Origin of the sequence: Methylicorpusculum oleiharenae (assembly GCF_009828925.2) — a bacterium.
In the GTDB taxonomy this organism is placed as follows: Bacteria; Pseudomonadota; Gammaproteobacteria; order Methylococcales; family Methylomonadaceae; genus Methylicorpusculum; species Methylicorpusculum oleiharenae.
Genome location: NZ_WUTY02000002.1, coordinates 307,384 through 331,975, shown reverse-complemented (window position 1 = coordinate 331,975; position 24,592 = coordinate 307,384). Strand labels below are relative to the sequence as shown.

Here is a 24,592-nt window from a genome sequence, read left to right as displayed (position 1 = left end):
TTCGTATCTGGCATTCGATCCATGCGATTGCTGTGGAATATCAGCGCGAACTAGCAATGTGCCTGCAAATTTCATTGAATTCGTTATCGAAACTAGCAATGTTGAATAATTTGGAGTTTAGAGATGGATATTGATTGTATCGGCGGTAATTGGTATGGCCTGTATGGGGGAAAAGAATCATTGGAGTATAACGTGGGGTTGAATCCAACAGCGAAGCTGCATGCTGATAGAAAGCCGCAGGCTAGAGTTTTTAGGCACATAGACGGCAATAAAGTAGTTGCGAGAATAGAGGGTGAGCCAGAACAGTGTTTTTCGTACAAGAAATACGGCTACAAGAATGCTCACGTTGAAGCAATAAATTTCGTTGAGGATTATTTTAAAGCCGCGATTGATAAAAATGATAACGCATTGAGCCAGAAAGATATTTTTAACGATTTTTGGCTAGACAATCACCTGCCAATTTAATTATCAGGGAACTAATGCTCAAATTTGTTGAATGGTTTGGATCAATTACCGGAATGCTTGGAAGTCTTGTCCTCGGGCTTAACACCTCATTCTCTGGTTGGGGTTTTGTGGCGTTTCTTCTATCGAATGCGGCTTGGCTCAGCTACGGCATTAAAACCAGAACCTGGTCGATAGTGGCTATGCAATTGGGGTTTACGGTGACGAGTTCAATCGGGGTCTGGCGGTGGCTGTTTTAATTAATGGTTAGTCGGTGTCTGTGCAATGTACTTTTGCCATTTAATTCGGCTATTTTCAAAATGAGAAGGTATCGGGCCAATTTTCCGAGAGTAAAAAGGAGAATGCAGTGAAAAAAGTAATTCGGTTAGTTTTAATAGCTACGATAGCTTTTATCGTTGGGTATGGTGAGTATCAGATATACTTAAAAGGGCCAACGTATGCAAAACCGCAAGGCGGTATCGTCTTGTCTGCATTCGAATCGAAAGGACGTTCATCTTCCTGGTTTGCGACTGTTAAGTTTGATAATGGGGACTATCAAAAAGTTAATACAGGGCATACAGAATATAAAATCGGGGAACGCTTTACAAGTACGCTGTCCTGGAACCCTATTGTAGGTGTGTCAGGGTTTGCTTATGCATGGAACCCCGGTGACTGGTACATTTTTGCAACAATGCCAGCGATATTATTTAATTTACTTTTACTATTAAAACTATTCATTTCGATATTTGTATTTGCTTTGGATTGAGCAGAACGAAACTTTATACTTCGGCTATTAGCATTCTGAGGTTGGAAATCAGAACGCAAGTAGCCATTTATCTCATGGACTGCCATGTTTAACTGTTCAAGTTCGTCCAGAATCAGTGTTCAAATTAATCAGAATATGCAGCGTGGCCGCATTTGCGGAATATGAAGCGGTATAATACGCAAATTTAAGCGTAAAGCCAGACATGCTAAAGATCGACTTTTCCGAAAAGGCCATTGACGAAGTGTACCAACAATTCATGGAGCATCTATCAACGCCGACCAAGAAAAAGCTGCATGTTCCTACCTTAAGGCACTGGGCTTGGCGCACAAGAACATCGAACGCATAGCCCGAACCAGCGCTGACAGTGTGACGCGCTACCTGAAGGACTTTGAATTAAATCTGAATAGAAGCATGTCTAATCAACTCCTTGCTCTGCAGGATTAATTCGGCCTTTACAACATCCAGCAAAGCATTAAGCTCTGCCTCAAGCCCTGGGTAATCACTTGGATCAAGCTGACCTCTTTCAATTCGATCATGGGTTTGAAGTACTCGGGCAATCTGCCGTGTTACAATTTCAATCACTTTTTTCCTGGTTTGATCGGTATTGTTTGTCTTGTGTAAATAGGCGCTGTTTATATCGGACAAAATAGCTATTAAATTTTTAATTTTTTTGCTTATCTCTTTATTGGCGTTGTAGGATGATGATTTGATGATGCGCAGAGCATGATTTTCGTCTACTATTGTGTTTTTCAGGATCAACTGGGCCTTTACAACATCCAGCAAAGCATTAAGCTCTGCCTCAAGCCCAGGGTAATCACTGGCATCAAGCTGACCCCCTTCAATTCGCTCATAGGTTTGAATTAACTGAGCGATCTTGGCGAGATAGGTATTGTAAGTATCGTAAATGAATTCAAACCCTTCAGAACTTTTGTTGAAATTTTTGACATAACAAATAACGTCATCAGCAATATTAATTACAGCTTTAATCTTTTTATTTAGATTTTCATTGGTTAAATCATTTGATCTAAAAACAAATAATGCTTCGTCGATTAAATTGTAGACAATGTAGGTATAACGCGCTTTTTTTTGTAATTTAATAATGGCGCAATAAAGGCACAATGAAAGCACATAACCCACAATTAACCATTCCCGTAAAAAATTTTCGGATGGTTTATCTGTTATGTAATCCACTATGAGCGCCAAACAAGATGTAAAACCTGCTGAACAAACTAAAGATGTTGTTAAATAAAAAAGCTTATCGCACAAACTAATTTTTACGCTATTGATGTCCATCTTTAATAACCATGATCTAATAACAAAATATTAAAGTATTTATTATATTTTATAATAATATTTTGCAATTAAATTTATTAAGATTGGTGAGTTAGGAGTGATGATAAGGACGATAAGAAGAAGAGTAAGGCGTTTACGGCGTACAAGTCGCCAGCCGTTGAGCGAGTTTTGAAATCAAAACCGGATGCGTAGGCTGCTGGTCAGTTATCCGAAGTTTGCGACCGCTTTGGCGTATTGTTTTAAGTACGCCAATTTCGCTTTCAGATGACTAGCTAAAGATGGTTACCGACGTACTGAGCTGGTCATTTATTGACACGTTGATGGTGGATTATTTGCACGATGAAATTGCAGATATGGTCGATGATATGGAGCCGGGCAAGCGGATCGCTGAGTACGTGGCGCTGGCCGAAAAGGTGAAATCCTTATCGACCGGCGAAAAATACGCCATCTTGGAAAAAATGAAGCAATGACTTGTTCAGTAAGAATCTTTATTTCCTTCCTACAGTTGATCACCACGAATGATCAGTGGGGAATATTTTGAATGGTGTAATTCCATTTTGGCGAGAGACCATAATCATTGGAATCCGGGTCGCTATCAAGGAAAGCGAAATAAAAAAATACCAGTAGACCTAACACAGGGATGGCGGTAATCAAAAACCACCACGCAGATCGGCCTGTGTCATGCAAGCGTCTGATGGAAACGCCAAGACCAGGAAGAATCATCGCCAAAGTATATATCGCGCTCAGTGGCCCATAGCCGGCGTCAAAGTTAAAAGTACCCATGAGCTGATCAATTAGGCCAAATAATCCGACAGCGAGAATATTGAACAGCGTGAAATACCAATATTCACTTCGGGTGGCACGGCCTTTAAAGACGCTGTATTTCTTGAATGCTGCAAAATAGTAACTCAAGATAACCTCCCATCAAACGATAAGCGTGTCAATACCTCTCGCAAATTCCGTAGCACCGCCATTAGCAGGATGTCGCACAGTTGACGTGACTTCGACCCCCATACCTGCTAATAGTACAGCGGACTTTTTACCTACTGCAACCATCTTTGCATTAGGAAAGCTTTGTTTCAGAATACGTATTGCCGGAACCCCAAGGGCTATTTCCTCCTGAGTTGGTGTTCGATTAGACCAAGGTTTGCCTTCTGTGTAGGGATGCAGTTGAACGGCATTCCAAAGGATACTTTGTTCTGCGATCCCCAGCCTATAAAGTGTCTTCCAAACAATGGTTGCAGAAGGTTCAGAAAAAGGGAGTTTTCTGCTTGAAAGCCGACCCGGTACAGAGGGAATGCGAGGAATTGCGCCTTCCAGTATCAATCGCTCACTGGTAAAAGCAATACCGCTATAACGACATCCTTGATAACCAGCTGCTTCGCCTATGAAGATAAATTCAGGGGTGCATGCTAAATGATAAGAAAGCCGCAAAAATCTAGAATTTGAGTCATTAATAGCGGTCTGGTGTTCACAGCGGTCTCTCCAGGGATTGAAAAGTCCAGTCAAGCCGTATGGTAGAGTTTCAATGAGTCGTTTTGCTAAATCATGATTAGGCTGCATTTAGTTCTCCTTTAATTAGTATCGGTTCATTAATCGATTGTGATTGATGTCCAGACATATTTTCACAAGGTGATGGGATTGTGGTCATTTTCTACCTCCCTGCAAAAGTTGGACAGCCAGCCGGCACTTCGCTACGAATCCAGCGTGTACTTTTGGTGCCGTCACAGCCCACCAGTTTTTCAACGACGGTAGGTATGTCCTGTTGAAAATGCCGACAATGACTGTGCGGGTATGGCTTGCCCAAACACCCGCCAGGCGCAGAGTACCAGTTATGCTTGCAAGCGACGCCAATTGGAATTGCGGTCATCACGACACCAGGCGAGAATAAAAGCTGGCCTTTTCCATTTGCTGAAGCGATGAAACCCGACAACACTCCAAGCCCGGATTGGCAACGATAATAGCCAAAGCCTGAGCTCTTGAGACAGCAACATTCAGCCGGTTGATATCGAAAAGAAAATCAAGACCTCGACTGCTTTCCTCGACATCACTGACGGCCATGGAAATGATCACCACAGGCGCTTCCTGACCCTGGAACTTGTCTATTGTGCCAATAGCAATTTGGTCACCGAGGAGATCTTTGAGCAAATTGACCTGCATATTGTAAGGCGAAACAACAAGGATATCTTCATCGGCGATTGGACGAGCTTCGCCATTTTTAGAGGTAAAACACCCCGTTTTAAGGTCATGGATGAGCCGCTGGATAACATCCACTTCCTCTTCGCTACTTTGTCGGTTGCCATCGTGATCAACGTTGACCACCATGACCCCATGGGTCTGCTTGATCAGCGTGGAGTCCGGTACCGAAACCCTTTGCCGGTCATTGTTTGTAGCTGCCTTGAGTTTGCCTTCGTAAACCACCTCAGATAACGGGAGGCACACGGCCGGGTGCATTCGATACGTCCTTTCCAGGAAGATTCCCATGTCTTCAGGAATAACGCCGTGTCCACCAAGCATGTAATCCAATACTGACAATCCCGAGCGCCCAGGATGACTTCCTTGAATGGGTTGCTCCAATTGCATTTGATCGCCCATGAGGACCAAGTTTCTTGCGCATCCTGCCACGGCAATCAAATTGGCCAAGGCAACTTGGCTGGCCTCATCAACGAAAAGATAATCGATAGGGGATTCAAAAGCGGTACTGGAGGCAAAGGCATAGGCGGTTGCCCCGATCACCGCAAACGAATGATAAGGCTCGCGTTTGGTGAAATTCATGGAGGCTCTGTATACGTAATTCGGAAAATGCTCTTCGGAATATCTCTCCTTGAATGCGTCCTGTGTCGAACCAAAGCCACCCACTTTGGCAATCCTTGCGTGCTCGGTGGGTTCGTGGAGGGCATCCAAAAGATTCATGATCGCAGCATGGCTATTACTCATGACGCCGACACGTTTTCCTGCTTTCACCAAAGCAGTGATGATGTGCTTGGCGGTGAACGTTTTACCGGCACCGGGAGGGCCCTGGATGCACATCGTACTGTTATCCATCGCTTCGACCGCTGAAATGATGGCGTGCAGATACCCGTCGTCTTCAAGGAATCTTGAGCGAGTGATCGGCAAGTAATGGTTATTGCCCTCAAAATCCGTTTTGAAAACCGGCTTTTCTCGGTTCAGTATCGATTGAATTGCACCGGGCAGTCGGCCATCGAACAAGGCTTCCGCCACTTCGCACAGCCTGGTTTCCAACGTCTCGGTGTTGATAAACGGCTCGTCGGCGAACAACGTGATGCAATCGGTACCAAGCTTTGCTATTTGATCCGGATCAGCGATGAAGTCAACCAGCGCATCCGTTTCGGATTCAGGGAAACGAATGCCTTTCACTCGAATGTCGGTGCCCCTGATGGTTCCGGTGGCAAACTTGTCCTTTCTGACCGGTTGCTTGCTGTCGAATAGGTAACGGAAAATAACGCCGTCATCGGATGGCTGTTGATCGATGATGACGGCATTGTGCAGGCAGGTATCATCGTCGAACAATTCCTCTTCGGGTTTTTCCAGACGCTCGAAATAGGCCCAGATTTTTGGCTTGCGCTCGCGGTTGTGAAATCCAATCAGATCCATGACTAATTGGGCAATGGGGTCGTTCTTGAAAGATTCTTCGGCTTCAAACCGTTCCGAAAGACGTTCCTGCCAGTCACGCAGCGCCTTTTTTTTATCCGCTGCCTGGATTTGCCGAGCCGATTTTTCCTGGCTGGACTCATCAGGTTCCGTTTTAGGCTTAAAGTCGATACCGGCCAATGATTGCTGTTGACGCAGCCAATCCACCAACTCCAGCGTGCTTTCGCAGTCGTCGATGTTGTAATCACGAATATCCTTCAATTCAGGCCATTGTGTCCAATCAAAAGCGGCGGGTTCGGCTAGCCAAGACTGATAGCCATTGGCGTTGTCACTCCAGTTGGTAACACCGCCTTGTTCTCGCCACATTTCATAGAAAATGACGGATTCGCCGCCATTAGCGACTTGCGTGGTTCGTTTGCCTCGGTACAGATGCTCGACGCATTTAATGCTGTAGGACTTTTCCCCAAGAATTAGGCCGTTTATGACAAGCTTATACAGATCAACGAAGACGCCGTTGGCCAGCATTTCGGCAACTTCTTTGATTCGGGTTTCATACCGGGTAGAGAGTTTGCGCATGGCAGCCACTTCGTAATTGGCATAGTGGTAGACATGCAGGGTGTTGTCGCGTTTCCATCGAGCATAGACCCAATCAATAAAGCCTTCGAATGCGGCTTTTTCTTGTTCAGGCGTATGCGCCCACCAATCCTTGAAAGCATAGCGCTTCCCTTGGGCGGCATCGGGGCAGCGATAACTGGTGCCCCATAGATATTCCAAACCACCGTCATACAACGGATGTCCCTCGATGTCGAAAAACACGTCCAAAGCAGACGCCGGCGGCAACGCGGACAAACCCTTACCGTTATCGTTTTGGAGGATCTTAAATAGCGGTTTTTCAAGGCCTCGGGAGGCGTGTTGAATTTCGGCCTGGGCTTTCAGTTTTATCAGTGTCGCATTAGGAAATCCTTTGACCGGTTTGATGTCGTTAACGGCAAAATCAGTCATAGTATCAACGCCGGCAGCACGGAGTTTACGAATATGGCTTTTGCGGATACCAGCGATCTGCGCCAAGCTATCGGTTCTCTCGATCCAGTCTGTAGCGAAAGATGCCCAGGCACCATGTTCACTGCAATAGGCAGGATCAGGCATGCAGGCGAAATCGGCGGTGAATGCGTCTTGAGCATTCAGAAAGTCGCGTTTCAAGCGATCGAAGAAGCTGTAATAGCGGGCGATACGAAAACGATCTTCAGTCAGATCGCCCAGCACAATGGCAGCCTCAATCGGCATGACGCCTTGGATCGATGCCAGCATCCAACTGTAGCAACAAAGCTGAATCAGAAAATACGGGCGTGTGGTTTGAGAGAGCTTGGTATCCCAGGCTTCGTAATGGTAATCGCCCAAATTGGATTTGCCTTCAACCTTGACCAGAAAATCGGCTCTGCCGGCGAATCCATCTCGCGACAAATAGGCTTGATAGATGAACGGATAGCCAGCCTGCATGTAACCGAAGGTTTCAGTTGCTCTGTCGTGATGGGATTGACCTTTAACCATCGCTATAGCTTTGTTGCCGTGCGTATCCTGCAGAGATTTGAGAAAGTTCGCTTCGTGGGTATTACCCTTGGCGGCCAATAAAGCCATCATGGGATCGTGATCCTTTTCAATGCCGGCTATCATAGCAGGAGATTCAATAGCTAGACGTTCCATCCAGGATGCGAAGGGAGATCGCATTGCGAGAACGAGATCGGACGGGGAGAAAACAAGTTGATCTAATGAATTTATGTACATGCGTTTTCGTTTATGGATGGGGGTTAATGATTCCAGTTATTCACCCATTATCTGCCACTTTATAAATATGCAAGCGTTGACTAGTGGAGGGTTCATTTTTTCAATTCTTGGTTTCAAGGCTTGTTGAAACCAACGAAAAGACAGCTTTCAATTGAGCCTTGTCACATGTTGAATACCGTATAACTGAGATTCAGACCGACACTATTTCGAGAAGCTCACAGACAGGACTCTGTCATAAACAGACCGTTGGAAATTCAATGAAATTAGAAAATTTTCTCAACAGCAGACGTCCAATCCGTCATTGTTTACAATTTCGAAAACAGGCAATGTCAGTAGTTTTTTCATTATATAAGGCATGAGTTCTTGATTTTATTGCATAGAATTCTTCAATCGAGTCTGACCCTATTGGTTCACAAGTAGACTGTACATCCTCAGAAACCGAGGAAACGAACAAAAGCGCTTACCAAAACGCCGGCTTGGCGTGGCGTGTTCCCAAGAATAGGTTCGAAAATGCCTTTCAATTTCCTATCTTTTGGCCTTCACTCATTCGTTGCCCTGCACCTGTTGGCCCTTGTGCGCGTTAATCAGCATGTGGCATTCCAAGCAGGATCGCTCGAGCCTAAGCGCTGCCTCCTTGGCCAGTTCGGCATCGCTTTGTGCCGTTGCTCGTTTCAGGTCGTGTATGGCTTCATTGAAGGACTTGCCATGCTGCTCGTAGACGTCTGTGGAAAGATAGCCATCAATCGTGGCGGCGTACCTTTCCATGTCCACGGCTGCGGCATTGACACGGTTGAATCTGCCCCGAACGATCGCATCGAGGATATCTTGCATCGAGTCTGACTTTCGACGCATCAATTGGTTCTTCAAGTTACGTTGAGACGGATTCTTGTCATATTCGCCGGCATAGTGCCAAACCTCGACAAAGAGCCGCACGCCAAGAACGACAACCAAAGCGCCACTTAAGAGCGCAACCGTCCACAGCAAGCGATTTTTTTGGCTCATACTTTTCTCCTAGCAGAAAACGAAGTAAAGGCCCCCGCGTTTTTGGCGATGACAAACGGTTCGGACCACTGGTATTAAGACCTTCCTGGGCTTGTTGAGTGGCTAAACCATCTCTGTCGACCGGCCAGTATTCCAATACCCGCTTGATATACAGGAACTTTAACAAAAGTAGCTTACTACTTACTGACTCAAAACAAGAGTTGAATGCGGCTCTAAGCCAGGGCTAATGGGGTTGAAGCCACATATTTTTCTGTTTGTATGATTTAGCTTTACAGTTTGGTGAATGTCTTATGTTGTGCTTATTCCTAAGCTGCGACTCAAACGCCTGACTTAAGGATGCGGTAACGGTCAGCATGACAACCTACAATCTCACCTACTGGCTCAGTTTGCATAATATACGGAAGGGGAAAATCTCTGCAGTTCAGAAACTTATTATTACAACCCTGTTTTGGGGTAGATATACTGTTAACAGCTTAATAACTTGTTATGTAAAAACACATGAGTAAGTTCTTCATCGCTTTTTTAGCCTTTCTATTGTCGGTACCAGCAGTCGCTGAAGATCAGGAACTTGCCAAGCTCTTTGCCCAACAAGGTATTGACGGGACTATAGTGATTTCGTCGCTACACAACGGAAAGACATTCATCCACAACGAACTCCGCGCAAAACAGAGATTCTCGACAGCATCCACGTTCAAGATACTGAATACGCTGATCTCGCTCGAAGAAAAAGTCATATCCGGAAAAGACGATGTGTTGAAATGGGACGGGCATATTTACGATTTTCCAGATTGGAATCGTGACCAGACGCTGGAAAGTGCGTTCAAGGTTTCCTGTGTCTGGTGTTTTCAGGAGCTTGCACGCCGGGTCGGCGCGGAGAAGTATCGAAATTATTTACGCAAGTCAGTTTACGGAGCATTACGCGAGCCTTTTGAGGAAACAACATTCTGGCTTGATGGTTCGCTTCAAATCAGCGCAATTGAACAAGTGAATTTCCTCAAGAAAGTTCATCTGCGGACTCTCCCCTTCAGTGCATCGGCCTACGAAACGCTACGACAAATCATGCTTGTCGATCAAACGCCGGCTTTTACGCTGTGGGCCAAGACAGGCTGGGCAACAAGAGTAAAGCCGCAAGTTGGCTGGTATGTGGGCCATGTCGAAACTCCAAAGGATGTATGGTTCTTTGCCACGAATATTGAAGTCCGTGACGAAAAAGACTTGCCCTTACGTCAGAAGCTAACGCAAAAAGCATTACAAGCTAAGGGGGGCATCGAATAATGCGTAACATTACGCTCAAATGGGACGCGCCTTTTCGTAGCGGTTTTTGAAGGTTTGTCATTTTTCCAGCTTCAGTGGCTTCGTCAATCTTCCATGAAAGGCGCGCCCCTAGCTTTACGTTAAATGGCAGCTCATTGAATATACCAACTGGCATTAAGCACAAAGCTTCGAGTGTCAATTAGGGGTCGGCAGTGATACTTGGCGAATGAAAGTGGGCGAATTCAACCTGAAACAAAAGACTTGAAGGGACAAGTTGCAAGCAAATTGAATCCGAATAATACGGTGCCAATATCGTCAGCGGCTCTCAGGTCAAGAGTTAACCGCGTCCTTCAAGTTTTTTCCAGGTTTGAAACCAGGGATATTGGCGGCCGGGATGGTAATGGGGCTTCCGTTTTGTGGATTCCGACCGGTCCGTTCGGCGCGAGCTTTAACTTCAAAACTGCCAAATCCGACCAAGGTGACTGAATCCCCGGATTTTAAGGTCATCTCGATGGTTTTGAGCAAGCCATCTAATGCCCGTGCTGTATCGGCTTTGGTTAATTGGCCGTGCTGGGCGATGGCGTCGATTAATTCGGATTTATTCATGCTGCGGATCCTGTGTAGAATTGAAAAAGAACTTTATTTATAGCTCACAATGATACGATTTTCAGCTAGCCAGGTTAAATATTTTTCTTTTCGCAGTGACTACCTTGCTTATCCTGAGTCATTTTAATACTGATTCCGATCGTTAACAGCTTTAATAGCGAATTGGTACCAATTCGCTATTAAAGCCGGTACCCATGCGGCCTTTTCCACGGCACTCAACCTGGGCGGGCCGCAGTCTTCGAATATCCGGTTGCGCCCGTTTCCTGGGGCTTGGCGGTCCTGTTTTCTTTCATGTCGGACATTGACATCCCGACATCGAAAGTTGGGAGGCCCTTATTCTTTATCTCGGTCACGCTGGAAAAGCGCTTTGGCCATCTGTCTGGCGTCAACTATATTGGCCGGCTGACGTCTTACCCTGGAGCATATTGCCTGTACCTGTCCAGTTTTTGGGGGCTTGGCAAGGCGGCTTGATGATCGATTACCACGGTAAAGCCCGGTCGGTGGGCAAAAGCCAGATGCACCACAACCTGTATCCGGTCGACACGGTGCTGATTAAAAGCGAACCACTCCGGATTATCTCGCAGGGCGTGGACATGAAGGGCAGGTCATTGCGCTGGTTAGTGGAAATCCTGAAGGCGAACCATGGCTATTACCTTTTGGGTGAGTTGTATGTGGATGCCGATAAGGTGGTCAACGTCAGCAAGATCGAAACCTATCACCCGGTACTTTGGGGCGGGGATACGGTTAAGCTGCATTATGCAAAAGCCGAGGATTTGCGAGAGTATCTGAAGCTGACCGCGATCCGGGGCGAGGTGATGATGCAGTTTTGGCTAAGGCCGGGGGATGAGGCGGTGGAGTTGAGTTTTTACGGTGGGGCAGGGAAGGTTGCGACACCGGGGGTTTTGGAGGGGATGTTTTGATTAAGCAGGTTTCGGAGCGTTGCTGATCCGGAATATTGCGTAAGCTAAGCTGCGGCTCGAAGGTCTGACTTAGGGATGCGGTAACAGTCAACATGACGGCCTCCAATTTCCCCTATTCGCGCAGTTTGGATGGTATACGGAAGTGAAAAACCATTGCAGTTCATAAATTTGGTGTTGAAACCCAGGTTTTGTGATAGATATACTGTTAACAGCTTAATAACTTGTTATGTTTTTGAGTACTACGTAGGATAGAGGATGCCTGAGAGAAAAATACTTTGGTTTTTGGTCATTGCAACTATGGTTTGCTTGACTGTTAGTGTGATAACCGCTCCGGACAAAGACTATATTCTGTTGGTCAATACATTGAGTGTGGGGTTCGTAATTAGCGCGATATTTTTCTTTATTGTTGTGTACTTGCCCGAGAGCCAGAAAAGAAGCCGTATTTATAGGAGCATGAAAAGACAATATGAAGATTTTAAGAAATCTTGTATTGGTACATTTCTTATACTCAGCAGTTCCCAAGAATATCAACACAGAGAAATGCTTTTGGATCAAGATGAATTCAAGCGTTACTTCAAGAACAGCAATGTAGAAAATGAAAAGAGATGGGATGCCGTGGCAAATGGCATACAAAATAACGAGTATTATTTGGGTGAAATTCTATATGAACTTAGAGTTCTGAATGATGAAATAAAGTTCGTTCGGAGCGCCATAGATATACACGACGAAGACGTATTTCAGTTTCTAAACAATTTATCTCATATTATCCACCGAATGGAGTCAACAAAGCCGGAGTATGACGATGTTAAGTCCTTTTGTCGCTTTCTATGGGAGATATTTACGGGCTGGAGCTTCATCGATGGATATAGAAAGACGGATATAATTGTAGATATGATTGAGCGCATTAAATAATCATAACAACATGCTGCAAGGGACAAAACTACGCTACGCTCCTTTTTGCCCCTGAGCATAGTGTTAGGTATCACATTCACCCTCCAAGTGGAGTCACAGTGAAGGTATTTCCAGACTATCTTCCATCCGATTTCGGAATTCTGCTCTTGACGCTTGCACTTATAGTATCAATTGCTCCTTACGCGGCAGGACACGACTACGGGAACATTAAGATTCCAGAGTTTTCGGAAAGAGCTCGCACTCGCCTTAAGTGGTTCGGCCCCGTACTTCTCTTACTCGTACTTTTTCTTCATCTGCCAGTTATCCAAAAAGAGTGCGACGAGCCTGTTTACGAATTTGTAACCGACAAAGAACTATGCGGTACCAAGAGAGAAGAGTACGTTGTTACCCCCGCAACTCCAAAGACTTGTCGGAATGAAGCTTTCGGCAGGCAGGGCTGGAAGTACAACCAGGAAGTGACAGGCTCATCCGGCTGGATGGCAGGTGGTCAAGGTCAGCCGGACTGGTGTAACCGAATGATTGGAACCTTCATTTCCTCTCGCAACATTGGGCCTGAACATGAGGCTGGCGTAGTTCGGTCCTCTGAAAACGCACGTTGGACTGGCCCCATCTCTCGTTCCCGCGAATACAACTACTTTTGCACGATCAAGGTTAGTTGGGAGCCCATCGTCGCTGAGAAATCTGACGCGAAGGTGTGTGGTATGAACCCTGCGGTTCTTGAGGTCCGTGAGGTTGCTACCTCCTGCAGGAGGAAGACCGGTACGAAAAAGGTCAAGTGCGATGCCTAACGAATAAGGTTATGCCTTACTTGATAAATACTGAGAAAATCGTCCCCAATTGTGGAAGTTGTAGTGCTATGGTTAACAACGCTGCGGCTGCGTTTAGATTTTCGAGGAGACGCTTCCCGAGGTCATGGTTTGTCAAAAAAGACTTGTATTCTGGGTCTACTAAAACATGGCCCATCATTGATTCGGCTTGCTTAAGTATTGGCAACGCCCCAGAAACACCATAGTCTTTGATGTGGAACTGCAAATCTGTCAGTTCTCTAGTTAAGTAATTTTTGAGAGAAGAAGAAAGGTCACTTTCGTCAATAGCTTTAATAAGTTCTCCAAAATCTGCAAGGATAGCGTTCAGTTCTTGGTCGCTTACAATTTTTGAGGAAATTCTAGATTCAATGAGATCTGCGGTCAGTGATAGCTGATTGACTGTGTTGTGATCGATATGACTTATGAGTGTCGACAACTGTCCTCCGAGATTTTGATTGTTGAAAGCAGCATCAATCTGCGCACGCCAGTGGTTAGCTGCTTTGACTTGCCGAGGAAAGTTTGTGTTGAGTATGGTTATCGTTTCACGCGGGAGTGCCATGACCTTCCCTAATTTTGAAAAGAATTCATCAGCGTTGCTAGGGTCAATAGCGAACAAATCACACCACGCTCGGCGACATTGAGCGTCGTTTTTAATAGTTCAGCCTTTCTCAAGTATGTTGTGAAGACGTTCGGCTGGATTATCGTAAATCATAGTGTTCAATGTGGAGTGTGAAGCCTAACAAGTTTCCCATTATATCACCGGAGAGAAGTGTTATTGGGCGGTAAGGATGAGTTTGCAGTAATTGAATACATGAAGCAATAGGTCGCAACTTGTCCTCAACAGCCATCTATTTCACGCACACTTTACCCCCACCAACTCCCTCCAATCCGTTGTATAGCGCTGCGAAATCCTCTCCGCCTTTGGCTTCCAGCTTTTATCAAAACCTGTAGCCGCGATAGAAACAGCTCTCGGAAAGCGCCGATTGATCTGGTCAATGGCTTTCATCAAGTGGCGGTTTTCAGTGGATAGGCCGTCAGCTATCGAGTCAAATACATCCATTTGCCCTGGCGTGGTTTCCGGTTGGATGTGGCTCAGCTGGACGCCGCATTTCTGATAGTTATAGCCTGGCCTGTATAGCTCTTTGAGCATACGGTTAGCGGTAGCTATGATGGATCGTGTATCTTGTGTAGCAGCATTCAGCTTGATACTGGCCGCCCGTTGATATTGCGGTTCATCTGGGTTGAAGGGACTGGTCCGGATAAATATCGTAACGCAGCCGGTCACGGAGGCTTGCTTCCGGAGCTTTTCGGCGGCCCGGCTGCAGAACTCGGCCATGGCCTGCGACAGCTCGCTGTATTCCGTTAAGCGGCGGCTAAAACTTCTGGAGCAGACAATCTGCTGTTTATCCGGGGCGATTTCTTCCAGTGCCAGGCAAGCAATGCCGTTCAATTCCATCACGGTTCTGGCCACCACAACATTGAACTGGGCTTGAATGCGCTTACTGGATTGGGACGCCAGGTCCCAAACGGTATGAATGCCCAGCTGGTTTAACTTGGCCGTCGTGCGCGAACCTATGCCCCACACTTCGCCGACCGGCACGATGCGCATCAGTTTTTCCCTGCGTACCGGGTCGGACAGATCCAACACGCCGTCCGTCTTTTGCCACTTTTTGGCGGCAAAATTCGCGAGTTTGGCAAGCGTTTTGGTCGGCCCCATACCCACACAAACCGGAATGCCGGTGGTGCGAACCACCGTTGTTCTAATCCGCTGGCCGTAAGCAATCGGGTCTTTGCCACAAGGGTAAACGCTGGTTAAATCCAGGAAGCCCTCATCAATGGAATACACTTCAAGATTTGGGGCGAATTCTTCTAACGTAGACATCACTCGTGATGACATGTCGGCATATAACGAATAATTAGATGAAAAAAGCTGGATCTGGTGCTGGTTAACCAATTGCTGAATCTGAAACAGCGGCACCCCCATTTTGATCCCTAATTTCTTTACTTCGGCGCTGCGGGCGACGACGCAGCCGTCATTGTTGCTGAGGACGGCAACCGGCTTGCCGATCAGGTCGGGCCTGAATACGCGCTCGCAACTCACATAGAAGTTGTTGCAGTCGACCAGGGCGATAAGCCGTTGCGGCGGCATTACAGCAGGTGAATGACAGTGGTGACCACACCCCAAATAACCAGCTCCAAGGTATCGAAAATGACAATATCCGGATAGTTGGGATTCTCTGCTTTAAGTTGCCAGTGCTCGTTTTTGCGCTCCAGGCGTTTGACCGTCAACTCCCCATTCAGCGCGCAAATCACGATCCTTCCCGGCACCGGTTCCAGCGAGCGATCGACCACCAGAATATCGTTGGGATGAATGCCGGCACCGAGCATGGATTCGCCTTCCGCGCGCACAAAGAACGTCGCGGCCGGTTTTTGTACCAGCAGCTCGTTTAAGTCCAGCGTTTTCTCGACATAATCATCGGCGGGCGAAGGAAAGCCCGCAGCGACTTTGCCGGAAAACAGCGGCAAGGCCACTGGCATCAGTGTTCGTGCAGGGATGAGCATATTGTCCGAAAAGCTGTGCATGGGATGTCGTGTTTTGAGGTGTGTAAAACGCTATTATGTTCTCTATTGGTTCTTATTGTAGTTTGTTTTTGTCCAGCAAACAAAAAGAGAGTGAAAGAGAATTCAGGTGGGTGTTTATCGGGCGGGTAATGACCATGCGTTTTGGCGGATAGAAACAGCCGTTTGCTATACTCTCCAGCGGGTTCCGATAATTAATTCGAACCACGCGAAAAATGACTATCAAGTCGTCCTACCAGGCACACACGCAAAGGAACTGTCTTTGAAAAAATCACCCACCGCAACCGCCAGTTACCCGATCAGCTGGTTAGCCTCTTTATTCGCTGCACATTGCGACTATGACTCATTTTCGGTAGTGGATGACGGCATTTTATTGATGGATGGACTCGTCAGAAAGGACGTACCTTACCTTGCCATAGGCACGGGCATAGTGGTAGAGCGCGGCCTTTTCTGGGATGTGTTGGCGGTTCACCTGGAGAACGGCAAGATTATCCGCATCGGGGGTATAAATAAAAAGCAGTCTCGCCGGTTAAAAGCCGGTTTGGATAAAGCCTCTCAACATTACCTCGTCGAGTTTTATCAACGCTTGGTTCCGGAAATACAAACGGCTTTTCAACAAGCTCAGGTGCTGTTTTCCGGGCATCGTTATATCCGTCAGGCCGTGGCCAGGCAATGGCTGAATGCTCATGAAGTAGTGGCCAGAGGAATACAACGCAAGGACATGCAACGTTTTTTGCCTGCCGATGCGGCACAGGAACTGCAATTTATCCGGCCACTGTTAAACCATGGCCAGGCTGCGATTGACCGGCTGAACGAAGTTTATGTAGAGCGTCAAATGAAGTCATTCGGGGCTTTTTTCGATGGTGTGGAAAGCAATCCGTTAACGGCTAATCAGCGCCGGGCCTGCGTGATTGATGAACGGCATAATCTGGTGTTAGCCGGAGCAGGTACCGGTAAAACCAGTACCATGATCGGGCGGGCCGGTTATTTAATCAAAGCCGGGCATGCACAGCCAGAACAAATCCTGATGTTGGCCTACGCGCGTAAGGCTGCCGATGAAATGGATGAGCGTATTCAGGCAAAGCTGCGCATCGACAAGCTGACAGTGAAAACCTTTCACAGTCTGGGCATGCACATTATCGCTGAGGTTGAAGGGGTGGTACCGCAGATTAATAAGATGGCGGAAGACGATCATTTGCGCGCTAAGTTTGTTGATGATCAGGTTCAGCGGCTGTTGCAGGACGAGCAGTATAAGTCGCGGTTAGTGTCTTATTTCCTGTATTACAGTTATCCGTTCAAAAGCGTTTTTAACTTTAACAGCCTGGGCGAATACAATCAGTATATTCTGGAAAACGATATACGCACGCTTCAGGGCGAGCTGGTGAAAAGCTATGAGGAATGCGAAATCGCTAACTTTCTGTACCGGCAAGGCGTGGCTTATCAGTATGAAGCCAATTACCAGGTGAACACCTCAGGGCCGGATTATCGTGCGTATCAACCGGATTTCTATCTGCCCGATTACGGCATTTATATCGAACATTTTGCCGTCAATGAACAGAACCAAACGCCGCCGTTTATCGACCGGCAAAAGTATTTGGAAGGGATGGCCTGGAAACGGGCTTTGCATCTGAAACACAAAACCCGCCTGATCGAAACCTACAGTTATCAGAAACAGCAAGGCCTATTGACGCAAGCGCTGGAACAGCGGCTCAAAGATGCTGGCGTCGCGTTTAATCCGGTACCCAATAATGAATTGCTTCATCAGTTGAACCAGTTGGGGCAGGTGTCCCAATTCAGTCAATTGATGGCACAGATGCTGGGTTTGTTCAAAGCCGCAGGTTCGGACATCAAACGTCTGGTGGCTCTGGCTAGGCAGCATGAGGATCATAGTCGCATGCAGGCGGCGGCATTTTTGTTCGATCCGATTCATGAAGCCTATCAACAGCAATTGCGCGATACCGACACCATCGATTTTGATGACATGGTCGGCAAAGCCATAGACTATGTGGAAGCCGGGCGTTACCGGTCGCCGTACAGCTATATTCTGGTAGACGAATTTCAGGACATATCGGCGAACCGGGCGAGACTGGTCAAGGGCTTATTGGCGCAAAACCCCGACAGCGGCTTGTTTTGCGTGGGCGATGACTGGCAGTCGATTTACCGTTTTACCGGGAGCGATGTCACCCTTACCAAAGCGTTTGAACAGCACTTTGGCGATACTGCGATCAGTATTCTGGATCTTACCTTCCGGTTCAACAACAAGATCGGTGCGGTGGCCTCCCGGTTTGTCATGCAAAACCCGACGCAAATTGCTAAACAGATTCAAAGCCACTCGGTCATTGCAGGCGCTGCAGTCTCGTTAATCAAGACCAATCAGGTTCAGGTGGGATTGGATGCCGCCTTATCGGCAATCAACGCGAAAGCAACAGCCACAAAGCAGGCCAGTGTATTGATTTTAGCCCGGTTCAACTTCAAGAAACCGGAGCTGCGAAGCTTGAAGCAACAGTTCCCTCATCTGAGACTGCAGTTTATGACGGTACACGGCTCGAAGGGCAAGGAAGCCGATTATGTGGTCGTGTTAGGCTTGGAAAAAGGCAAGCACGGCTTACCTTCGGAGAATGCGACGCATCCGTTATTGGAACTGCTCTTGCCGAAGGCGGAAGAATTCGCTCACGCCGAGGAACGCCGTTTGTTCTATGTCGCGCTGACTCGTGCGAGACATCATGTGTATTTGATCAGCGATGCCAATAAGGCTTCTGATTTTGTCCGCGAGTTAGTTGATCAGTGCTACGAGATTAACGTTGACGAATTTACCGGAGAGGGTTTTCAGGACAAGATCGCCGACATTCTGTGCAGTGAATGCGAAACGGGTTATATGGTGGCCAGGGACAGCAAGCACGGCAGTTTTTTTGGATGCAGCCAGTATCCGCTGTGCACGCATACCGAAACAGCCTGCCAATGGTGCGGCAGCGGCATGCGTGAAAAAGGCCGGTTCCGGGTTTGCGAAAACAAACGCTGCGATTATGTCGAGCCGGTTTGTCCTGCATGTGGCGGAAAAATGAGCATCAGAAAAGGTCCCTATGGCGAGTTTTGGGGGTGTTCACATTTCCGGAAAGATTCCGAGTTTTCTTGTAAGCACACTGAGCAGTTCATTGATCTGAAAACCGCTAAACATATCCACTAGAAGATACAGGGTGTATTTTCAGTTTTTTTACTACACTCATCAGCATTGCTAACCAGAGGATATTAAGGAACTACCAGGATGACAGACGTCAGTAAACTTTCCACCACCCAATTAGCCAAACAACGCGGTATTACCCCCACCGAATTATTCGCCCAATTAAATACACAGGGTTTGCTCAAAAAAGAAAACGATCAATGGATGTTAACCGATACAGGTCTCAGCTTAGGTGGCGTCTATTTAACCGGGAAACACGGTAAATATGCGGCCTGGCCAAGCGATGTCGATTTCAATTTCGGACAAACGGCGGGTAGCCCCTCTCCAAAAGCTGAAGCATCGAATCAAAAGTTCATTACCGCAACGGCTATTGGCAAACACTTCGAGTTATCGCCCAATAAAATGAATTACATCCTGTCGGAACTGGGCTGGATCAAGAAAGGCCTGAAAGGCTGGCTGATAACCGACCAGGGCTTACAGCTTGGCGCCCAGCAAGGTGAAGATGTGCGGTCCGGAATATGCTGAATAGGAAACACAGATTAAAGTTATTTATTTTATTCTGACCGTAGTTACGCACTTTATCGGCCGCACGGTCATCTAAGCGGTCTTGCCTGAGGATATAAATAAACTAATAGCTATGAACCCCAGTTCCGATTGAAAGACCTGAACAACTCTCTTTGTTAAATCTTCAGGCCTGAACAGATGAAAAACAAATCAATAACAATGAATTTAATCGCCGTTTTTTAACGGAGGCGTTCGACCTAAAACAGCCACTAATTCCGATTGCCTGCGCGTTCCCGTTTTTGAAAACAAACTTTTAAGCTGAGTTCGAACCGTATTTAGCTTTACACCGAATTCTAACGCGTATTCTTCTGGTGAATTACCAGCCAGGAGTGCAGACGCAACTCGCAATTCAGCTTGAGTTAAATTATAAAGTCGTCCTGTTAAGGTCAGTGCTGACAAATTGTTTCGATTATCGGTCACTACAACTAAAGCAAGGGGTCTTTGCCAATCTCGGATAAATGGAGAACTGGCAGACATCGGTATTACATAAAGATGTCTTGGTTCGGCTAAACCCAATTCCATAGCTCCTCCGAAGGCAGGCGTTCGAGTAGCATCGAAAATCAATTTGTTCAATTTGTGCTTTTGGTTTTGCTCAGTAGTCGTGATGCATCCAAAACGGCTTTTTAGACCGGAGGCAGGGGCTTTAAACAACTCTTCCGTTTTCTGATTGAGATGCAAAATTCTGCCTGAATCATCCACTATCAATATCGCCATGGCCAATGCATCAATAGCCATAGCACCTAAGTCGACCTGGTTTAGCAAACCTGTCATTTTTTGCTGCATCCGTATTGCTCGTTGCAGATGCGAACTAAATCGTAACGCGTCCATTTTATTGTCGGAATCGAAGGGTCGCATCTCATTTGACCGCATGGCAACAAAAGACGTCATGCTACTTTCATCTTCGTCGACCACCGCCAGCAGCGCGTAGCCAAGGCCTCGGGGCAGTAAAAAATCCTGATAAAACTCACTCCTATTGACTACACCGGGGAATATCGTTCGCTGGCAAAAATTCCACTCATGGACTTTCGCGTTACGCAGCAGAGTTACATGTGGATCTATCTTGACATAGTGCTGTTCATAATCGAGATTAAATTGCAAAGGAAAGGCCTCTCCGGCTATCACGGCAAAGAGCACTCGATTTTGAATTTTGTCGATGGTTAACATTTGCGCATCAATACCCCCAGCAAATTGACCACACAACCCAACAGCCTCCTGCCATTTATCGGGCTCGAGAACCGCTTCATATAACGCGCTAATAACATGATCCAATGATTCTTCAGACATGAAGCTGCCCCAAAACGCAATTTTATTGATCACCCATATGGGTGATGCGGTTGGCCCGATGTCGATTTTATGATGGAGCTGTCGTTAAATCAAAATTTAAAATCGACCTGATTAGCAAGTTGTTTCAGTTCTAACTCTTTATCGGTTGTCGATCACGTCATTTCAGCAGGGAATTGCCGAAATCCAGACCCCATTGATAGCTCGAAGCTTACCATCTATGGCTCTGGACGCTCATTTCTTGACGGGCATGACGGGTTTATGAATTAAGCTGAAATATCTTGCTAATCAAAAATTTTTGACTGTCGGCTGTCTTTTTCAATATCAACAATAGCAACAACTGAATCTTATGAGGTCCGATCAATGACTATTACATAAATACAAACAAGCACTCGTTTCTTTGATAGTGAATGTCCTGGCGTTGCTAGTGAGTTCGCATGCTAACGTATTATTTTTCCGGAGAATTTGAATCGCGGCACTCGCTGTTCAATAGCGGAGATAAATATTTTGGTACTTATACTTTCAACCCGAGTGCACAAACCGTTCCTCACCCCGATCAGACATTAGACATACAATCAGAGGCCATTTCCCCCTTATTACCAGGTAACGCCTGGAATATGAGAATCGACGCGAGTTCAGTGGGTATTTTTTATTTAGAAGGAACAGGAGGGATTATTAGTGTCGGTAATGACACGGCTGGAATGTGTCAATGACTTTGAGACACCCAGTTGTTTTATTTAGTATCTAGCTGATGTGTATTTATGGGCCAAGTTTCTCCTTTTGTATTAGTAGGCGGATTGATCCAAGCAGCGTTGGGCAACTCGGGTGGCAGCGGGCACTTTCCTTTGAATCGCTTAGGATTGGCGAGGAAAGCCGTCTCCAGAGTTTTGGCGCGGGCTTGGTATACCATAGCCGCTTGGTCGAAGTGGACGGTGGCCGGGGTCATGTAACCGTCGCCCAGCGGACAGTGTAAGGATGGCAGGGAAAATTTGTAAGTTTGTTATTTTCTTGTTCTTAACTTTCATAATTGTCAATAGGTACACAAACATGAACACGCTGAAACCATTAACTTTAATTATCAGTTCAATTGTATACATTAGCATCAGTGGCTGCGGTGTATTAATGGATGAAAATAGAAAAAGCATGGCATTAGGTTATACGAACACAGCAATAGTAAAACCCATTTCGGATGGCAAACTCCTCGAAACTATACTGGGATTAATAGGAGCACCCGTTGGTATTTTAGGTGGCCTTGCAACAGATATGATACCACTATCCGCAATGCCAGCTGTAGTAGCAGCAGCGAGCGTTGGTACAGGTGTGCTTATAGCTTCACAAATGTCGCAACAAACGACACCCGATTACCTAAAAGAATATTCAAGTCTATCAGATTCGAACACGACTTCAGAATCCAACACCAACGTTGATTCTGAGAGTTCCTATATTACCGACAGTTCTTATTTAGAAAAACACCTTGAATTAACTCCTCGTTATGGAGGCCATAAAACAGATTATAATGTTAATCATTGTTTAATGTATCTCCCAGATAGTCGAGAGAAAAAAATAAGGAACATATGTCCGTTTGATATTTACGTAAGAGATGGATGTGTAGGCAAAACAAAAGGAGATTACACAAAGGCAAAACCTGATTATCCATACAAAGGTGTTTACAGTCTCCCAGAATCAGGATTGTATAAAATTAACGCAAATGATGATACTTATGATCTTTACTCTAACATTTTTTGTGAAGAAAATTATGGTCACTGGGTGCGAACGGCTTGCAGAAGTGGGCAAACACCTCATTTCACGAGTGCGCTCGGCTATTCCTCTGTCTGCATTGTTGATAATTAGATCGTAGCATGTAAACTTTTAACGTGCGGTGCCCACTTAGTCTTATTACTGTTACTCCTCTTTTTAAGATAATGGTGCCTGAACATCTCTTGTTGTTAAATCGTCAGCGCTTATTCTCGGGCTCAAGAACCACTTCATATAACGCGTTAATAACCTGATCCAATGATTCTTCAGACATGAAGTTGCCCCAAAACGCAATTTTATGCATCACCCATCTGGGTGATGCGACTGGTGCGATATCGATTTTATAATGGAGCTATCGTTAAATTAAAAATTGACCTGATTAGCAAGATGTTTCAGCTCTTTCTCTTTATCAGTTTTTTGAGCGCGTCATTTCAGCAGATTATGCCGAAATACAGACCATATGCATAGCATGGAATCCATGCAAAAACATGGTTAAAATGATACAGATTTCTTTTCGGATACTGTCATTAAAGATATTCAAAACACTTCTTAGAAAAAATAGGTAATACTTCTAACAATTGATATGGAAATGAGTATTAACTGGAATCTTTAAAACAGCAATATCATTTGTTCGAAGATGGCATATGAACGAGTGTAAAACAATATCCTAAGTAATAAACAAAAAGAAAATAATGAAGTCTTATCCCAAGTCAAGCCAATAAACTAGACCTTATGTACAATAATCTTAGACCCTTGGGCCGTCTGACTATTAAGTATTTAGTGACAAATTTCTAAAACTATGAGCTTTGTAAAGGGTTCGGCTACTCCATTGACAGGACGCTGTGAATACACACTGGATTGTTGGCGGTTTTTCCCCTTGCCGCAAACACCTATCTATCAACCAAATACAATTAACCTGTATGGAAATAAGTGCATTTTTTGATAACTAAATCCTTAGCAGTCATGACTTAAAACCCAAAAATTATGAGTGAAATAATGACAATTTCGGCTGAGATACTATTGCGTTTAGAACGAGTGCTTGGTGATTACCTAAGAGACTCAAATCCTGAGAGGTCAGACTTAAAAAAGTTTTCATTTAGTTTGTTTACTGATAAAGGGTATAAAAGTGTTTTTCTGGCTAAGGATAATATATCTGTTTTGCAGTTAAATCCGAAGATAACTATTTTTTCGTTTTTAAAGAGGGCGACTCAGGTCAATATAGGAGCTAAAGGTGTTCCAAAGTACTTTATTCATTTATGGGAGTTGGAAACCGAAATGCAATTTGCGATTAGTAACGAAATGCCTAATGCTTCTGCTCGTGAAGCAATGCAACGTTGGTATGTTGACATGACAAATATTTCAAATCATATGGGTGGCGTACTTCCCATATATATTAAGGATTACGGGGCTTGGGGTGGAATTATAACTACCTACGTCTGATGTTTAATGTCTTTAGGGTTCTCATACGCCTGAACAAGCGCTCGATGCAGGCGCCAAGATAGAAGAATCCAAGGCGCTGCAAATGCTAACCATGCTTGACGACGAAGATAAACATAGTTTGAATCTGACTCAACTCAATCGCGGTGAAGGCAGGCACAATTTGGCCAGGGCACTCTTCCATGGTAAGGGGGTGAATTGCGCATAAGCTATCGGGAAGGACAGGAAGACCAGTTGGACGCACTCGGGCTTAACATCCGATCCGCATCACTTTGCCAATAAATTCATACAGGCATTGAATACAATCTTGCTCAAGAATTTGACACTATCCACGATCTAGAGTATCAATCGTTAAAACGTAGTGAATTAAAGGCAACTTAGTTCAACAAGCTTTATATGTTGC

Annotated in this window: 24 protein-coding genes and 1 pseudogene; 13 read left to right on the top strand and 12 right to left on the bottom strand. The window is 45.7% G+C overall.

Features of this window, described 5'->3' with window-relative positions:
• Positions 1-123: 123 nt before the first annotated feature.
• On the top strand, positions 124-465 hold the full coding sequence (locus tag GO003_RS24890) for a hypothetical protein (protein ID WP_159657631.1): 342 nt from the start codon (positions 124-126) through the stop codon (positions 463-465).
• A 343-nt stretch (positions 466-808) separates the two neighbouring features.
• Entirely contained in the window at positions 809-1,207 is a 399-nt protein-coding gene (locus tag GO003_RS24885) for a hypothetical protein (RefSeq protein WP_159657633.1), read from the top strand.
• 393 nt (positions 1,208-1,600) lie between these two features.
• Here GO003_RS24885 and GO003_RS24880 read toward each other — a convergent pair whose 3' ends face one another.
• A complete protein-coding gene (locus tag GO003_RS24880) occupies positions 1,601-2,500 on the bottom strand; it encodes a hypothetical protein (protein WP_159657635.1) in 900 nt (299 codons plus the stop codon).
• A 278-nt stretch (positions 2,501-2,778) separates the two neighbouring features.
• Between GO003_RS24880 and GO003_RS24875 the strand changes: the two genes are divergently transcribed.
• Complete coding sequence (locus tag GO003_RS24875; RefSeq protein WP_159657637.1) at positions 2,779-2,970, top strand: Rossmann-fold NAD(P)-binding domain-containing protein; 192 nt, start codon at positions 2,779-2,781, stop codon at positions 2,968-2,970.
• Between the two features lie 52 nt (positions 2,971-3,022).
• Here GO003_RS24875 and GO003_RS24870 read toward each other — a convergent pair whose 3' ends face one another.
• From GO003_RS24870 to GO003_RS26750, 6 genes are all read right to left on the bottom strand, one after another.
• A complete protein-coding gene (locus GO003_RS24870) occupies positions 3,023-3,412 on the bottom strand; it encodes a DUF805 domain-containing protein (RefSeq protein ID WP_159657639.1) in 390 nt (129 codons plus the stop codon).
• Positions 3,413-3,424: 12 nt separating this feature from the next.
• Complete coding sequence (locus tag GO003_RS24865; protein WP_159657641.1) at positions 3,425-4,063, bottom strand: uracil-DNA glycosylase; 639 nt, start codon at positions 4,061-4,063, stop codon at positions 3,425-3,427.
• 91 nt (positions 4,064-4,154) lie between these two features.
• Entirely contained in the window at positions 4,155-4,370 is a 216-nt protein-coding gene (locus GO003_RS24860) for a hypothetical protein (protein WP_159657643.1), read from the bottom strand.
• Entirely contained in the window at positions 4,370-7,837 is a 3,468-nt protein-coding gene (locus GO003_RS24855) for a TM0106 family RecB-like putative nuclease (protein ID WP_159657645.1), read from the bottom strand. Before GO003_RS24855 ends, GO003_RS24860 begins: the two co-directional genes overlap by 1 nt.
• Positions 7,838-8,437: 600 nt before the next feature.
• On the bottom strand, positions 8,438-8,896 hold the full coding sequence (locus GO003_RS24850; RefSeq protein ID WP_159657647.1) for a hypothetical protein: 459 nt from the start codon (positions 8,894-8,896) through the stop codon (positions 8,438-8,440).
• On the bottom strand, positions 8,784-9,032 hold the full coding sequence (locus tag GO003_RS26750; RefSeq protein WP_407942130.1) for a cation-transporting P-type ATPase: 249 nt from the start codon (positions 9,030-9,032) through the stop codon (positions 8,784-8,786). The genes GO003_RS24850 and GO003_RS26750 overlap by 113 nt, the downstream gene beginning before the upstream one ends.
• A gap of 362 nt (positions 9,033-9,394) precedes the next feature.
• On the opposite strand from GO003_RS26750, the gene blaOXA reads away from it, so the two are divergent.
• A complete protein-coding gene (gene blaOXA, locus GO003_RS24845; RefSeq protein WP_159657651.1) occupies positions 9,395-10,171 on the top strand; it encodes an OXA-198 family carbapenem-hydrolyzing class D beta-lactamase in 777 nt (258 codons plus the stop codon).
• Positions 10,172-10,480: 309 nt separating this feature from the next.
• Here the strand turns inward: blaOXA and GO003_RS24840 are convergent, their stop codons facing one another.
• Entirely contained in the window at positions 10,481-10,756 is a 276-nt protein-coding gene (locus GO003_RS24840) for an HU family DNA-binding protein (protein WP_159657653.1), read from the bottom strand.
• A gap of 425 nt (positions 10,757-11,181) precedes the next feature.
• Between GO003_RS24840 and GO003_RS24835 the strand changes: the two genes are divergently transcribed.
• From GO003_RS24835 to GO003_RS24825, 3 genes are all read left to right on the top strand, one after another.
• Positions 11,182-11,676, top strand: coding sequence for a hypothetical protein (locus tag GO003_RS24835; protein ID WP_231089276.1), 495 nt, complete (start codon positions 11,182-11,184; stop codon positions 11,674-11,676).
• Between the two features lie 255 nt (positions 11,677-11,931).
• Complete coding sequence (locus tag GO003_RS24830; protein WP_159657655.1) at positions 11,932-12,588, top strand: hypothetical protein; 657 nt, start codon at positions 11,932-11,934, stop codon at positions 12,586-12,588.
• A gap of 98 nt (positions 12,589-12,686) precedes the next feature.
• Positions 12,687-13,376: a hypothetical protein gene (locus GO003_RS24825; RefSeq protein ID WP_159657657.1), complete on the top strand. Its 690-nt coding sequence runs from the start codon at positions 12,687-12,689 to the stop codon at positions 13,374-13,376.
• A gap of 16 nt (positions 13,377-13,392) precedes the next feature.
• Here GO003_RS24825 and GO003_RS24820 read toward each other — a convergent pair whose 3' ends face one another.
• From GO003_RS24820 to GO003_RS24810, 3 genes are all read right to left on the bottom strand, one after another.
• Positions 13,393-14,010 (bottom strand): hypothetical protein, encoded by a 618-nt coding sequence (locus tag GO003_RS24820; protein ID WP_159657659.1) that lies wholly within the window; start codon positions 14,008-14,010, stop codon positions 13,393-13,395.
• A 237-nt stretch (positions 14,011-14,247) separates the two neighbouring features.
• A complete protein-coding gene (locus GO003_RS24815) occupies positions 14,248-15,543 on the bottom strand; it encodes a Y-family DNA polymerase (RefSeq protein WP_159657661.1) in 1,296 nt (431 codons plus the stop codon).
• The gene (locus tag GO003_RS24810) at positions 15,543-15,977 is read right to left on the bottom strand and encodes a LexA family protein (RefSeq protein WP_231089275.1); all 435 of its coding nucleotides are present in this window, start codon (positions 15,975-15,977) and stop codon (positions 15,543-15,545) included. The genes GO003_RS24815 and GO003_RS24810 overlap by 1 nt, the downstream gene beginning before the upstream one ends.
• 259 nt (positions 15,978-16,236) lie before the next feature.
• On the opposite strand from GO003_RS24810, the gene GO003_RS24805 reads away from it, so the two are divergent.
• Positions 16,237-19,158: a UvrD-helicase domain-containing protein gene (locus GO003_RS24805; protein WP_231089274.1), complete on the top strand. Its 2,922-nt coding sequence runs from the start codon at positions 16,237-16,239 to the stop codon at positions 19,156-19,158.
• A gap of 78 nt (positions 19,159-19,236) precedes the next feature.
• Positions 19,237-19,677 carry a hypothetical protein gene (locus tag GO003_RS24800; RefSeq protein ID WP_159657664.1) on the top strand — a complete coding sequence of 147 codons (441 nt, stop codon included), beginning with the start codon at positions 19,237-19,239 and terminating at the stop codon, positions 19,675-19,677.
• Between the two features lie 204 nt (positions 19,678-19,881).
• On the opposite strand, the gene GO003_RS24795 is transcribed toward GO003_RS24800, so the two are convergent.
• Positions 19,882-21,000 (bottom strand): helix-turn-helix transcriptional regulator, encoded by a 1,119-nt coding sequence (locus tag GO003_RS24795; protein WP_159657666.1) that lies wholly within the window; start codon positions 20,998-21,000, stop codon positions 19,882-19,884.
• A 434-nt stretch (positions 21,001-21,434) separates the two neighbouring features.
• Here GO003_RS24795 and GO003_RS24790 point away from each other — a divergent pair, with 434 nt between their 5' ends.
• From GO003_RS24790 to GO003_RS24775, 4 genes and pseudogenes are all read left to right on the top strand, one after another.
• Positions 21,435-21,710, top strand: coding sequence for a hypothetical protein (locus tag GO003_RS24790; protein WP_159657668.1), 276 nt, complete (start codon positions 21,435-21,437; stop codon positions 21,708-21,710).
• Positions 21,711-22,044: 334 nt separating this feature from the next.
• Complete coding sequence (locus tag GO003_RS24785) at positions 22,045-22,848, top strand: hypothetical protein (protein ID WP_159657670.1); 804 nt, start codon at positions 22,045-22,047, stop codon at positions 22,846-22,848.
• Between the two features lie 900 nt (positions 22,849-23,748).
• Positions 23,749-24,192: a hypothetical protein gene (locus GO003_RS24780; RefSeq protein WP_159657672.1), complete on the top strand. Its 444-nt coding sequence runs from the start codon at positions 23,749-23,751 to the stop codon at positions 24,190-24,192.
• A gap of 124 nt (positions 24,193-24,316) precedes the next feature.
• A pseudogene (locus tag GO003_RS24775) lies at positions 24,317-24,441 on the top strand (Tn3 family transposase); the annotation flags it as partial.
• Positions 24,442-24,592: the final 151 nt, after the last annotated feature.